We start from the raw sequence: 14,084 nt of genomic DNA on the forward strand, positions 1-14,084 counted from the left end.
TCTTACTAAATAACACTCAAAGAAAGTGAAAATTTAGCATTTACTTTTACATTTTTAGCATACTAACGAAAAGCTATTCGTATAAAAAAAGCCCTCTCAATATTTTGAGAGGGCTTTTTTTTTTAAAAACTAACTAAATTATATTTTGGTAACTTTAACTGCATTCATTCCACGCATTCCTCTTTCTAATTCAAAAGACACTTTATCATTCTCTACAATATCGTCAATCAAACCACTTACGTGTGTAAAATATTTTTCATTATTTTCCATGTCAATGATAAAACCAAATCCTTTAGAACTATCAAAAAAGGAAACTTTTCCTTTTCTAACGGGATCTTCTTCGGGAAGGTCTTCTTTTTTACTTACAGAAATTTGAATATCTTCCAATTCATATTCTACTTTCAACTCTGGATCTGGTGGAGTATCTGTTAAATTTCCATTGTGATCTACATATGCAAACTGAATTCCCGATGGTCCATGCTCATCTCTGTCCGCTTTTCTAGCGTCCATTTTCTTCTGTTTGTCCTGACGTTTTTTCAAACGCTTCTTCTCTTTTTCACTCTTACTAAAGGTCTGCTGCGATTTTGCCATTAAAATACTACTGGTTTTAAGTTGTTGCTTTTTTAAAGATAAAATACGTGACGAATAACTTCAAAAACAAACGAATGTTAACTTGTAGAAAATGTGAACTGTATTCTTTCTTCTTGTGCAAAGATACTACATATTAAGCAATTATTCCAAGAGAAAAGCGTGTATGTGTTAAAATAAAGAAAAATAAATAGTAAAATATTCTTTTACAAAAGTAATACTATTATATTTGCGCAGAATTGAATTAAACAGCATGAAGAATTTACTATCCGTTATGAAAATCACGGTCTCTGAACTCGTTTTTATCAAAGACCCAGAAACCTCAGATTTAGGCAAAAGAATTATAGAAAATAGCATCTTATTAATCGATGAACTCGGATTTGACGCTTTTACCTTTAAAAAACTAGGCCTTAAAATAGGTTCTAATGAAAGCTCTATTTATCGATATTTTGAAAGTAAACACAAATTATTACTGTACCTTACTTCTTGGTATTGGGCATGGTTAGAGTACCAATTGGTTGTTGAAACTTTCAGTCTTATCGATCCAAAAGTAAAATTAAACAAAGCAATTGCAATTTTAACAAATACGGTAAAGCTCGATCGAAATTTTTCACATATTAATGAAGTTGTTTTGTATAAAATAATTGTGAACGAAAGCTTTAAATCCTTTTTAACAAAAGAGGTAGACTCAGAAAATAATGAAGGATATTTTGAAATCTACAAACGACTCGTTGCGCGTTTGTCGACCATAATTCTCGATATCAAACCAACCTATCCGTATTCCCTAAGTTTGGCAAGCACAATTCTAGAAGGGGGACTACACCAGCACTTCTTAACAGAGCACTTTCCCTCGATTACCAACTGTGAAGAAGACAAAACACCCACAAGCTTTTTTCTTCACCTTGTTGAAAATGCACTAAAATAAATATGGAAACCACTAAATTATCACCTTGGGAGCGCTTTGTAGGCCTCTTAAAGTTAGAGCGAAAAGATATTTTTCAAATTTTTTATTATGCAGTTTTTGGCGGTGTTGTCTCCCTGTCGCTTCCCTTAGGCATTCAAGCCATTATCAATCTAATTCAAGGCGCACAAGTATCTACTTCTTGGGTTGTTCTCGTGGTATTGGTTACCATGGGCGTTGCGTTTTCTGGTGCACTACAAATAATGCAACTGCGAATTATAGAAACGCTGCAACAGCGAATTTTTCTGCGTGCATCTTTTGAATTGAGTTACCGCTTTCCAAAAATAAAAATGAACGAACTGCGGGATTACTATCCTCCAGAACTCGCAAACCGTTTTTTTGATACCCTAACCATTCAAAAAGGCTTGTCAAAAATTCTAATCGATGTGCCTACAGCCTTATTACAGATTGTATTTGCTTTAATACTATTGTCTTTTTACCATTCCTTCTTTATCGTATTCGGAATTCTTTTACTGCTTTTAATTTATGTAGTTTTTAAATTTACTGCAAAAAAAGGCTTGGAAACAAGTTTGACAGAATCTAAAATAAAATACAAAGTTGCACATTGGATTCAAGAGGTGGCAAGGACCGTGGTTAGTTTTAAACTGTCTGGAAATACCAATCTCGCACTAGAAAAAAATGATGCCCTTGTAAGCCAATATTTAAAAGCGAGAGAAAATCATTTTAAGATTTTAATTTTACAATTCACCCAAATGGTAGGCTTTAAAGTGGTAGTTACTGCCAGCTTATTGCTAATTGGTGGCGCTTTGGTTTTAAATCAAGAGATGAATATCGGACAGTTTGTTGCTGCAGAAATCATTATATTATTAGTCATTCAATCAGTAGAAAAACTCATTACCGGATTGGAATCTTTTTACGATGTACTCACCTCTATCGAAAAAATAGGTCAGGTAGTAGACAAAGAACTAGAATCTCAAGAAGGAAAAAGACCTATTTTTAAAGACGGCCTCACCGTAGAACTCGAAAATGTCTCGTACCGTGTAGAAAGTAGAAAAAAGTTGATTATTAGCGATGTATCCTTTACTGTAAAACCAAATAGTAGAATTTTAATTTATGGCGAAAGTGGTGCTGGTAAATCAAGTTTATTGCGCCTATTAGCTGGTGTTGTCGAACCTACAGAAGGAAATATCTATGTAAATAATCTTTCGTTGAGTAGTTTACATCTCAACCATTACCGCTCTCAATTAGGGCTCTCTCTTTCGGACGAAACTCCTTTTGAAGGCAGCATTCGAGATAATTTAGTTTTTGGCAACAAAAAAATTGAAGATGCCATCATCTATGAAGCGCTCAACATTGTAGGCTTGAATCAATTTTTAAAGGAGCAATCTGCAGGACTAGATACTATTTTGTATCCCGAAGGAAAGCAGATCTCATACACCATAGGAAAAAAGATAATTTTAGCGCGCGCCATCATAAAACAACCGAAGGTGATGATTTTAGAAGACCCTTTAGATCAATTTAATTTAAGTGAAACAGAACAAATAATTGCCTACCTAACCCACCCTGAAAGACCCTGGGCATTACTTGTAGTTAGCAGTAAAAAAAGCTGGAGTGCGCAATGCAATAAAATTATTACCCTTGAAAAAGGAGCCATAAAATCGATAAACGAATAGCCATGTTAAATATTTCGAACAATCAACTGCATAAAAAGGTGGATTTGACAGCATTCAAATCGGGAAAAAATATTTTTAACAAGCAATATTATAAATTCTTAAATAAATTTTTATTCGCTTTTGCAGCCATGTTGCTCATTGTACTTTTTTTACCTTGGACACAAAATATTTCTGGCAATGGCATCGTGACCACACTTACGTTAGAGCAAAGACCACAAGACATTCAGTCTCAAATTCCAGGCAGAATTGAACAATGGTTTGTTCGCGAAGGAGATTTTGTAGAAAAAGGAGACACCATTTTACGGATCTCTGAAGTAAAAAGCGATTATTTTGACGACCGCTTGATTGAAAGAACAAACGATCAAATAAATGCAAAAAAATCTGCGGTGGATGCCTACGACGAAAAAGTAGCAGCACTGCAGAGACAGACCATTGCTTTAACGGAAGAACGAGCTTTGAAAACTGCGCAAACTAAAAATAAGCTCTTACAAGCAAAATTAAAAGTACAAAGCGATAGCATCGGTTTTGAAGCTGCAAAAACAAATATTAAAATCGCAGAACGACAATATCTACGGACAGAAACTTTACAAAAAGAAGGTATTTTTGCCGTCAAAGATGTCGAAGAAAAGCGATTAAAATTACAGGAAACACAAGCAAACTTAATTACCAAAGAGAACAGTGTACTTGCAGCTAAAAATGAAGTGTTGAATGCGCAATTAGAACTCTCTCGAATTGCCGCAAGCTTTGCAGATAAAATATCGAAAGCACAGAGCGATATGTACACTGCGAAATCGAGTGGCTATGACGCCAAAGTACAAGTTTCAAAACTGGAAAACAGCAATAGTAATTACAAAGTAAGAAGCAGTCTTTTATACATCACGGCGCCACAAAATGGCTTTATCAACAAAGCGATCAAAGGGGGGATTGGAGGTGCTTTTAAAGAAGGTGAATCGCTTGTAGGCATCATGCCTGAAAAATATGACCTGGCTGTAGAAACTTTTGTGAGACCTATTGACTTGCCTCTATTGCATCTCGATGAAAAAGTGCGCGTACAATTTGACGGGTGGCCAGCCATTATCTTTTCGGGATGGCCAAATGTTTCCTACGGAACCTATGGTGCCAGGGTAATTGCGATTGAGCGCTTTATTAGTGACAATGGCAAATACCGCGTGCTTTTAGCACCAGACGAATCAGACCACACTTGGCCTACTGCAATCCGTGTAGGTTCTGGAGCCAAAACCATTGCGTTGTTAGAAGACGTGCCTATTTGGTTCGAATTGTGGAGGCAATTGAATAGTTTCCCTCCAAATTATTACCAGCCATCAAGCAGTGAAAAAGAAAAAAACGGAAGCACAAAAATAAAAGAATGAGGAAATATATAATTGCCTGCTGCTTCCTAATTATTGGGCAACAACATGCGCAAGAAAATATGCCAAGTACGATGACTTTGTCAGAGTATCTAGGATATGTAAAAAGTTACCATCCCATTGTAAAGCAAGCAAACCTTGTGCTCAACACAAGCGAAGCGAAGTTGCTGAAAGCAAGAGGGGCATTTGATCCTGAAATTAAAGTAGATTTTGATGAAAAACAATTCAAAGCTCAAGAATACTATCACAAATTAAATGCAACTTTTAAAATACCAACTTGGTATGGTGTTGCTTTTAAAGCGAACTTTGAGCAAAATGAAGGGCTTTTTCTAAATCCAATAGATAAAGTACCCACAGACGGATTGTACAGTGCAGGTGTTGCGGTCTCTTTGGCCAAAGGGATGTTTACCAACAAGAGAATGACGGCTTTAAAACAAGCAAAACTTTTTTTAAACCAAGCAAAAGAAGACCAACAATTGTTGGTAAATAGCATTCTTTACGAAGCTTCCTTGTCTTATTTTAATTGGCTACAATCCTACAACGAGAAACAAGTGTACATTGCTTTTTTAAACAATGCAGGCATCCGATTTGAAAGTACAAAAAGAGCCTTTCAAGAAGGAGAAAAACCAGCAATCGATACGCTGGAAGCTGGAATTACTTTAAATTCAAGAAAGTTAAAATTAGAGAAAGCGAATATTAAATTGATCAAGTCTTCCTTAGAATTGTCTACCTACTTGTGGCTGAATGAAAATACTCCCATAGACCTCAAAGAAAACATACTTCCAGACATAGAAACAATGAATACTGTTGACAATGCCTTTAACATTCCGCTTTTTAATGCAGAGCGCTTTGATATTGAGCAACATCCTAAAATTAGATCTTTGGGGTTTAATATCGAAAGTTTAGCAGCAGAAGAACGATTAAAAATAAATAATTTATTACCTAAAATAGACCTACAGTATAATTTCTTATCTCAAAACGCAACACCACAAAATTCGTTTAACCCCGAAAATTACAAAGCGGGCATTTCTTTTAGTATGCCTATATTCATAAGAAAAGAAAGAGGTGATTTGAAAGTAGCAAAATTAAAAGTACGAGACAAGCAACTTGAAAATCAATTGGAAAAAGTAGTTATCAAAAATAAAATAAGTGCCATTCAACAAGAATTGACTTCCTATATTTTACAAAATAATTTTACCTTTCAGATTGTACGGGATTATGCCGTACTATTATCAGCGGAAGAACGAAAATTCTTCTTGGGAGAAAGTTCGCTATTTCTAGTGAATTTTCGAGAACAAAAATACATCGACTCTAAACTGAAGGCAATTCGTTTAGAAAACGACTTGTTTAGAGCAAAGGCACGCTTATTCAAAGAGGCTGTAATTTCGATCAATTAACCGGGATTCAATTTGTAGCAAACTCATCTTAATCTCGCCGTAGGATGCAGACATAAATAGCGCTAAAGTGACTACGGCAAACGCATCACGCATCGTTGCTTTTTTATACAGCGCTAGAATTGATAGCACCTTCAAAGATAAAAAGGCTGCTTCTTAAAACGGAATTAAAAGATGCTTTTTAGCAATCTTCAAGAATACATCTTGAGCGTTCAGTCAAGATCTTGAGCAAGCCAAAAAATGTGCACTGAAAAACTGTCAAACAAATACAAAAGAATGAAAAGTGCACAGCGGGGAACCTTCTACGTGCCTTTCGGAAACGAAAATAAAAAACCTATTTCTTTTAAAATAGCGCCATACAAATACGCTTAAATTGTAAGTCTGTACTACGCACATAGTAAAGAATTCACATGCGCTTCCGGCGTCCATAATAAATACAAATAGATTTAAGAAGTTGTAAATTCCCGCTTTTTATTTAAAGGCAATACTGTTAAAAGCTCTTTAATTCCCGAAGGGAATACCGCTCTGTCTTATAAAAAGTTATATTTGATTCTCATTAATCAAATAATTCAATAATTATGCTCCTCACTAAAACCTTTCACGTATTCAAGAACTATTCCCTTATTGTTGCCATCTGCTTAGGGATTTTGTCGCAACAAACATTTTCTCAAAAAAAAGACTCCCTCTCAGGGCAAGAAAAATTTAAAGGCTTGCCGCTAGAAAGTGGCAGAATGATCCGTTTCAATACCAATGAGGGAACTTGGCTATCACTAGATATGAGTCCTGATGGAAAGACAATTCTGTTTAGCATGCTCGGTGACTTGTACACAATTCCTTTTAAAGGGGGGAAAGCTATTAGAATAACAGACGGTTTGGCACTGGATGCGCAACCTAGTTACAGTCCCGACGGAAAGCGCATTGCATTTACTTCTGATAGAGATGGAAATGATAATGTATGGATTATGGACCTTGCCTCTAAAGAAACAAGACAGGTAACCAAAGACAAAAGAGGGCTAGTTGAATCTGTAGCTTGGTCTCCCGATGGTGAATATATTGTTGCAGCCAAAGGAAAAAGAAACTTAAAATTGCACTTATACCATAAAGATGCAGGAAGTGGTACACAATTAATTAAAGAACCAAAAGATTTAAAAACTGTTGAACCGGTATTTAGTCCAGACAACAAGTACATCTATTATTCAGCAAGAACTGGTGGCTGGAATTACAACGCGCAGTTGCCACAGTATCAAATTTACAGATATGATTTAGCAACGGGAAAATCGTCAAAAATAACTTCTAGATACGGCTCTGCCTTCACGCCTACTCTTTCTAATGATGGGAAATATATGGTCTATGGTTCTCGATATGAAGAAAAAACAGGACTGGTGCTAAGAAATTTAATTTCAGGTGACGAAAATTGGCTTGCCTATCCAATACAGCGAGACGACCAAGAGTCTGTGGCCTCATTAGGTGTTTTACCTGCCATGACTTTTACACTAAATAACAAAGAGGTCTTAGCTTCTTATGGAGGTAAAATATACCGAATTCCGGTTTCTGGAGATGCTGCTATTGAAATTCCTTTTGAAGTAGATGTAGCCCTGGCAATTGGACCAAAATTAGAATTCAAATATCCTATTTCCGACGACACGGAACTACTCGCAAATCAAATTAGAAATGCAAAACCATCCCCAGACGGAACACAAATTGTATTCAATGCGTTGAACAAATTGTATGTAATGAAACTTCCGAATGGCAAGCCAGAACGGCTCACCAAAATGGATCTTATTGAAACACAACCCAACTGGTCTCCGAACGGAAAAGAAATTGTGTATGCCACCTGGTCAGATATTGACGGTGGACATTTGTATAAAGTGAACTCAAAAGGAGGAAAACCGCAAAGGTTAACTACAGTTTCTGCAATCTACAATACACCTGTTTGGGATGCTAAAACCAATAGAATTGTCTTTACCAAAGGAAGTGCACAAAGTTTTAAAAATGCCTATACAAGAGCTGCTTTTTCTGGTGGAGAAGATCTTGCTTGGATTTCAAGTGAAGGTGGAAACAACACCTTTATTGCCAAAGCTAATGGAAGGGAAAACCCGCATTTTGTAAAAAGTGATGCTCGAATTTATTTGAGCAATAGTAAAGGATTGAGTTCCATTCGTTGGGATGGAACGGATGAAAAAATAGTTGTCAAAATTACGGGTATCGTTACTTTTGGAGACTCGCACAAAGATGCTTTGAGTTTTAGTAATTTAGAGGAGGGCACTCCAGAAGATAATAAAAAAGCTTCTAAACCCGTAGCAGTATATATGGCTCCAGAAGGCAACAAAGCAATGGCTTTAATTCATACAGATATTTATGTGGTTACAATCCCTACGTATGGCCAAACGCCTACTATTTCTGTATCTGACACCCAAGCTTCCCAATTCCCTTCTTGGAAATTAACCACTTTTGGTGGTGAATTTCCTGCCTGGGCTGCCAACGGTAAAATGGTCTATTGGTCTTTAGGAAGTGCTTTTTTTAGGTACGATTTAAAAGAAGCTGAAAAAGTAGATAAACAACGAAAAGACAAAGAAAAAGCACGGAAAGACGAACTTGCTAAGTTCTCGGAAGAAAAACGAAAAAAAGAAGAAAAAAAAGACAAGGAAGCTGCTAAAAAGAACAAAGGTTCCAAAAACTACAAACCTTCTGAAATTAAAGTAAAAGTAGCAATCAAAAGAGACATTCCTAAAGGTGCTGTGCTTATTCAAGGAGCAAGAATCATTACTATGAATGGCGATGAAATCATTGAAAATGGAGATCTTTTAGTTGTTGATAATAGAATTAAAGCGCTCGGAAAATCTGGAAGCTTAGAAATTCCTGAGACAGCAACTATTATTCTTGCAAAAGGAAAAACAATTCTTCCCGGTTTTGTAGACACGCATTCACATTTAAGAACCTTTGTAGGCATTCACAAAAAGCAAGTATTTTCTTATGCAGCAAATTTAGCTTACGGTGTCACTGCAGCGAGAGACCCACAAACAGGAACTACGGATGTTCTTACCTATTTTGATTTGGTGAAAACGGGAGAAATGTTAGGACCAAGAGCCTATTCCACTGGACCTGGACTCGGCTATTGGGCGTACAATTTAAAAAGTTTTGAGCAAACCCAACGAGCTCTTAAAAAATACAGCGAATATTACAACACCAATACGATTAAAATGTATATTGTTGGCAACAGACAGCAAAGACAGTGGGTTATAAAAGCTGCAAAAGAACAGCATTTAATGCCAACAACAGAAGGAGCTTTAAATTTTAAATTAAACATTTCAGAAATTTTAGATGGCTACCCAGGACACGAACATTCGTATCCTATTACACCTCTTTACAAGGATATTATCCAATCCGCAGCACAATCTGAAATCGCCTACACCCCCACTCTTTTAGTATCTTATGGAGGACCGTGGGCAGAAAATTATTTCTACTCAAGAGAAAACCCGTATCACAATAAAAAATTACAATACTTTACCCCTTATACCGATTTAGCAAGTAAATCAAGACGACGACCAGGCTGGTTTATGGACGAAGAACACGTGTTTACAAAACATGCAGAATTTGTTGAAGATTTAGTAAACGCTGGCGGATTGGCAGGCATTGGAAGTCACGGACAATTGCAAGGCTTAGGATATCATTGGGAGCTGTGGGCGATGGCATCTGGAACGACTAACATGAATGCATTAAAAGTTGCCACTATTCTAGGAGCAAAATCCCTGGGTTTAGACGGAGATATTGGGTCTCTTGAAGTTGGAAAACTTGCAGATTTTATATTGTTGAAAAAAAATCCGCTTGACGATATTAGAAATACCAATACCATTCTTCAAGTGATGAAAAATGGGCGCCTATATGATGGGAATACCTTAGACGAAGTGTATCCTAGAAAAAAGAAAGCGACTGGATTTTGGTGGCATCAAGAAAAACCACAGGGATTGCCAGGAGTTGAAAAATAAAATTTTAAGGTGGCTATTAAGTCCCCAAATAAAAAGTGTGCAACAAACAGCCCTTAATTTATATTTTAAATTAAGGGCTGTCTGTTGTGCTCTTAAGAATGCCGCTTGTGTAATTACAAACAAATGGAGCTCTGCAATCGCGCAAACAGCACTATAATTCAAGATCTCTTAGCACATCTTCTCGCTAACACGCGAACTATACAAAGAAGTTTGTACTTCAAACGCCCTCAAAGAATCGAGCAAATAATTCGTTTATACCTTCGCAAAACGTTTAAAAAAATTTCTTTTAAAGTCTTTGTTGAAGGTCCTAACTTTATCTATAATATTACCTAAAAAGAGGGCGTTACTCATAAAAAGCGGCTAAAAATTCAGCAACACATGCTGGTTTTTCTTGTCCTTTGATTTCTATAACACAAGAAAAGGTTGCTTTTATGCCGTTGTTCGGCAACGCGACAACAGATAGCAGTTTCGAATGAATTCGCAATTGACTGTTTACAGGGACTGCATTTGGAAAACGCACTTTGTTTAAACCGTAATTCAAACCCATTTTTAAACTTTAAATGCTAAAAACTTCTTCTAACAATTTAGAGATCATAGATACAGACATAAATCCGTGTGCAATAGTAGTTTTAAATGGAGATTCTATGGCAGCTCTTTTAGCATCTACATGAATCCATTGCCTGTCTGCGGTAGCATTGGCAAAATCACTAATCATTTCTTGGGTAATGGAATACCAATTTCCAGAAGGCAAATCTTTGCCTATTGCTGCTTTAAAAGCTGAAAAATTCTTAAAAATCATGGGTTTCATGTTATTTATTTTGAGAAACTATTTTTTTAATTTTGAATAGCATAAATTAGTCAAAAAAAATAGATATGAAACCATTTTTACTTCTTTTTGCCCTTATTTCCACTTCCATTTTTAGTCAACAAAATCCAAAATGGATGCGGCACTCCGCCATTTCTCCAGACGGAACACAAATTGCATTTACCTATAAAGGAGATTTGTATAAAGTAAATTCCAAAGGTGGGAATGCACAGCAACTTACCTTTCACAGTGCACACGATTATAAAGCTGTTTGGAACAAAGAGGGAACTAAAATTGCTTTTGCCTCTAACAGATATGGCAATTTTGACATCTATGTAATGAATGCAGGTGGCGGACAAGCAACCCGGTTAACCTATCATTCAAACGATGAATATCCTTATACTTTTTCTGCAAATGATCAAGAGGTTCTTTTTGGAGCCTTGAGACAAGATACTGCTGAGCACAGACAATATCCACACGGATCACAGTCAGAGCTGTATAGCGTACCCGTAACCATGGGAAAAGTGAGTCAATTATTAACCATTCCTGCAGAAGCTGTTCAATTGTCTAAAAGTGGAGAAATCATGCTCTATCAAGATAAAAAAGGAGGAGAAAATGAATGGAGAAAACACCACACATCTGCTATTGCTAGAGATCTTTGGATGTACAATACAATTACAAATAAACACACCATGCTTACTTCAAATATTGCAGAAGATAGGCAGCCTGTTTTCAGTGAAGATGAGAAAGATCTTTATTTTTTAAGTGAACGAAGTGGCACTTTTAATGTTCATAAACTTTCATTAGAAAACCCAAATCAAGACGAACAGTTGACCTCTTTTAAACTGCATCCAATTCGTTTTTTGAGCGCGGGAAATGGTGTTTTATCCTTTGGATATGACGGTGAACTCTATACAATGCAAGAAGGGGCAACGCCTCAAAAAATAACCGTTCGCATTACAACACAAGACAAAGAAAATACGGCTGAATTTGTTTCTATAGACGGTGATATTGATGAAATGGCTGTTTCGCCTAATGGAAAAGAAATTGCTTTTATTGCAAGAGGTGAAGTTTTTGTGACTGCTGTAGACAAATCTTTTACTAAGAGATTAACAGATACACCGCAAAAAGAAAGCTTTATCTCTTGGGGCCCAGAAGGGAAATCTGTGATTTACAGCAGTGAGAGAGATGGAAAATGGAGTGTTTATAAGACTACAAAAATAAGAAAAGAAGAACCTTTCTTCTATGCTGCTACACTCCTAAAAGAAGATGCTTTAATTGCCAATACCCACGACAATTATTTAGCTCAATATTCTCCTGATGGTAAAAAAATTGCTTTTATTGAAAACCGAAGAACATTGAAAATTAAAGACCTCAAAACTAAAAAAGAAATAACACTTTTGAACTCTGAAGATTTCTTTCACATGAGGGATGGCGATAAATACTTTACATGGAGTCCCGATAGCAAATGGTTATTAATCGATTGGAGCAAAACATTGAGCAACAGTGAAGTTTTATTAATGGCTGCAGATGGTTCTAAAAGAGTGAACTTAAATGAAAGTGGTTACTACGATTCCAGTCCGAAATGGATCAATAAAGGAAAACAAATGATTTGGACAAGCAACCGAAATGGATTGAAATCATACGCTACTAGTGGAAGTTCTCAAAATGATATATACAGTATGTTTTTTACTCAAGAAGCTTGGGACGAATTTAATTTAAGTGATGACGATTACAAATTAATGCAGGCAGTTAAGGAGGTAGAAAAAAAGAAAAAAGAAAAAGCGGAAGAAAAGGACAACAAAAAAGGTGCAAAAGAAAAGAAAGATTCAAAGAAAAAAGACACTATAAAACCTTTAAAATTCGACTGGGAGTATATGAAAGACCGAACAAAGAGATTGACCATCCACTCTTCCACATTGGGAGATGCTGTCATCTCTTCTAAAGGTGATGCACTGTATTATTTAGCAAGTTTTGAAGGAAAATCAAATCTTTGGTCTACTAATTTAAGAACGAAAGAAACTAAAATGTTATTGAAATTGGATGTTGCGCAAGGAAGCTTGCAATGGGACACAGACATGAAAAATCTATATCTTTTAAGCGCTGGAAAAATAACAAAATTAGATCCAAAAACTTCAAAAAATAAAGAAATTAAGATCAAAGGAGAAATTGAAGTAGACCAGTATGCAGAGAGAACTGCGATGTTTAATCATGTATGGATTCGCACAAATGCCGTTTTTTACCGCCCTGACTTTCATGGGATCGATTGGGAGCAAATGAAAACTGAATATCAGAAATACCTGCCTCATATTAGCAATGGTCATGAATTTTCAGAAATGTTATCCGAAATGTTAGGGGAATTAAATGTTTCTCACTCTGGTGCTCGTTATAATGGCAGTGAAATCGATACGAAAGACATCACCGCATCTTTAGGTATATTCATGGATTACAAACATCTTAAGAAAGGAATTCTTATTGAAGAAATCATAAAAGGGGGGCCTTTAGATAAAGCAAAATTTAAGATTGCAGCCGGGATGATTATTGAAAAAATTGACGGCATTCTAATTGAAAAAGACCAGGACGTAGCAAAATATTTGAACAGAAAATCAGGTAAATTTATGCTGCTGGATATTTTAGACCCCTCCACAAAAAAGACGCAAACAATCACTGTAAAACCTATTTCTTTGGCGATGGAAAATAGTTTACTCTATAAAAGATGGGTGAAAATAAATGAGAAAGAAGTAGCAGCGTTGAGCAATGGAACTTTAGGATATGTGCATATTCCTGGAATGAGTGATGCCCCTTACCGAAGTATCTATCAAGATATCATGGGTAAATATTTTGATACTAAAGGCGTTATTATAGACACTCGATTTAATGGTGGTGGAGATTTAGTAGCGGATTTAGCAATGTTTTTTACAGGAGTTCCATTCATTACCTATGCTACAGAAGCTAAAATAGTTGGTGGAGAGCCTACCTCCCGCTGGACAAAACCGACCTTGTCTATCTTTAATGAAAGCATGTACTCTGATGGCCATTGTTATGCTTCTGGTTATACCGATCTAAAGATTGGAAAAACAGTAGGAATGCCGGTTCCCGGAACTTGTAGTTTTGCAGGATGGGAAAGTTTACCAAATGGCTCTTATTGGGGGGTTGTCCCCGTAAGTGCTAAAAACAAAGCAGGGGAATGGATGGAAAATAACCAAACAGAACCCATGATTAAAGTTAAAAATATGCCCGGCAAAGTAGATCAAGGAGTGGACCAACAATTATTGCGTTCTATAAAAGAACTGATGAAAGATGTAAACTAATTTTTAGAAATTGAAGTATTCAAAAGCGGAGCAAAGAT

9 protein-coding genes are annotated in these 14,084 nt (G+C 36.2%); 6 read left to right on the forward strand and 3 right to left on the reverse strand.

What is annotated here, in order from left to right; genetic code table 11:
- Positions 1-138 precede the first annotated feature (138 nt).
- Entirely contained in the window at positions 139-591 is a 453-nt protein-coding gene (locus tag PI23P_RS10680) for a cold-shock protein (RefSeq protein WP_004570868.1), read from the reverse strand.
- A 250-nt stretch (positions 592-841) separates the two neighbouring features.
- On the opposite strand from PI23P_RS10680, the gene PI23P_RS10685 reads away from it, so the two are divergent.
- The 5 genes from PI23P_RS10685 to PI23P_RS10705 all read left to right on the forward strand — a co-directional run bounded on the left by PI23P_RS10685 (position 842) and on the right by PI23P_RS10705 (position 9,930).
- Positions 842-1,513, forward strand: coding sequence for a TetR/AcrR family transcriptional regulator (locus tag PI23P_RS10685; RefSeq protein WP_018942515.1), 672 nt, complete (start codon positions 842-844; stop codon positions 1,511-1,513).
- A gap of 2 nt (positions 1,514-1,515) precedes the next feature.
- Positions 1,516-3,183, forward strand: coding sequence for a peptidase domain-containing ABC transporter (locus PI23P_RS10690; protein WP_004570870.1), 1,668 nt, complete (start codon positions 1,516-1,518; stop codon positions 3,181-3,183).
- Between the two features lie 2 nt (positions 3,184-3,185).
- Positions 3,186-4,553: an HlyD family secretion protein gene (locus PI23P_RS10695; RefSeq protein ID WP_004570871.1), complete on the forward strand. Its 1,368-nt coding sequence runs from the start codon at positions 3,186-3,188 to the stop codon at positions 4,551-4,553.
- A gap of 59 nt (positions 4,554-4,612) precedes the next feature.
- Positions 4,613-5,947, forward strand: a complete 1,335-nt coding sequence (locus tag PI23P_RS10700; protein ID WP_004570872.1) for a TolC family protein — start codon at positions 4,613-4,615, stop codon at positions 5,945-5,947.
- Positions 5,948-6,522: 575 nt separating this feature from the next.
- Positions 6,523-9,930: an amidohydrolase family protein gene (locus PI23P_RS10705; RefSeq protein WP_004570874.1), complete on the forward strand. Its 3,408-nt coding sequence runs from the start codon at positions 6,523-6,525 to the stop codon at positions 9,928-9,930.
- 343 nt (positions 9,931-10,273) lie between these two features.
- Here the strand turns inward: PI23P_RS10705 and PI23P_RS10710 are convergent, their stop codons facing one another.
- Positions 10,274-10,477, reverse strand: a complete 204-nt coding sequence (locus PI23P_RS10710) for a hotdog family protein (protein ID WP_004570875.1) — start codon at positions 10,475-10,477, stop codon at positions 10,274-10,276.
- A 9-nt stretch (positions 10,478-10,486) separates the two neighbouring features.
- A complete protein-coding gene (locus PI23P_RS10715) occupies positions 10,487-10,738 on the reverse strand; it encodes a MaoC/PaaZ C-terminal domain-containing protein (protein ID WP_004570876.1) in 252 nt (83 codons plus the stop codon).
- A 65-nt stretch (positions 10,739-10,803) separates the two neighbouring features.
- On the opposite strand from PI23P_RS10715, the gene PI23P_RS10720 reads away from it, so the two are divergent.
- Complete coding sequence (locus tag PI23P_RS10720; protein WP_004570877.1) at positions 10,804-14,046, forward strand: S41 family peptidase; 3,243 nt, start codon at positions 10,804-10,806, stop codon at positions 14,044-14,046.
- Positions 14,047-14,084 lie beyond the last annotated feature (38 nt).

This window comes from Polaribacter irgensii 23-P, from assembly GCF_000153225.1.
GTDB lineage: Bacteria > Bacteroidota > Bacteroidia > Flavobacteriales > Flavobacteriaceae > Polaribacter > Polaribacter irgensii.